Here is a 1,008-nt window from a genome sequence, read left to right as displayed (position 1 = left end):
GCTTTGCTTGGTCTATTATGCTCAATTTTTACAGGACGGTTTTGGTTGTAACGTGTTAGAACTGGAATTCGAATGGTGAAGTCAGAACCCTCATTCTCGCGGCTTTTTACAGAGATTTCACCTCTCATCATTTCAACTAAGTGCTTGGTAATAGCAAGCCCTAAGCCTGTACCACCAAACCGTCGAGTAATTGAGCGATCACCTTGATGGAATGCCGTAAATAAATGGGCTTGTTTTGCTCTCGAGATTCCAATTCCGGTGTCAGATATAGAAACTACAACTTCGTCATTTTCTTCAGCGACAGAAACAGACACACTTCCTGAGTCCGTAAACTTGATGGCATTCCCAATCAAGTTAAAGAGAATCTGTGACAGCCTCGTCGAATCAATCCAATACTGTTTGTCTGATGAGATCTGACAATCAAAGTTAAAAGAAAGATTCTTAGTTATAGCTACTTGTTTTTGCTGAGAAATTACAAAAGTTACAGTGTCATTTAAATGTATCCACTGTTCGTTTAATTGGAAGCTACCGGATTCAATTTTTGAAAGATCGAGAATGTCGCTAATGATGGCTAGAAGAAGCTCAGCGGAGCATTCCATTTGATTGAGGGCATCAAATTGTTCATCTGATAAGGTAGATTGTCTCAGGATGTCTAGCATTCCTAAAACTGAGTTAAGAGGCGTTCTGATCTCGTGGCTCATCATTGCCAAAAACTCAGATTTTGACTGGTTGGCTAGTTCTGCTTCTTCACGAGCTCTTGCAAGTTGAGTCGTTCTTACCTCAACAATACGTTGTAACTTTTCCTTTGTTTCTATGTCGATAACAGCACGTTCTATAAGGGGTCTAAAGCGCCTTAGAGTCTCTTTGTTTTCAATACTAAAATGCCCTTTTTGAGCTCCAATTAATAGTATGATGCTTTGTGTTACTTCCGAACGAATGCCCGTTAAAATTACGGAGTTAACATGTGTTTTAACAAAGCTATTTAAGTTCTCAAACTCTAACAATTTC

Annotated in this window: 1 protein-coding gene; it reads right to left on the bottom strand. The window is 39.2% G+C overall.

Annotated features, from left to right (window positions below; all coding sequences use genetic code 11):
* The coding region (locus R7E00_RS25370) for a sensor histidine kinase (protein WP_318124958.1) at nt 1-1,008 on the bottom strand (1,008 nt) is incomplete at both ends.

This window comes from Vibrio sp. Vb1755, from assembly GCF_033338635.1.
Classification (GTDB): Bacteria; Pseudomonadota; Gammaproteobacteria; order Enterobacterales; family Vibrionaceae; genus Vibrio; species Vibrio alginolyticus.
This window is presented reverse-complemented; position numbering and strand designations above follow the sequence as displayed.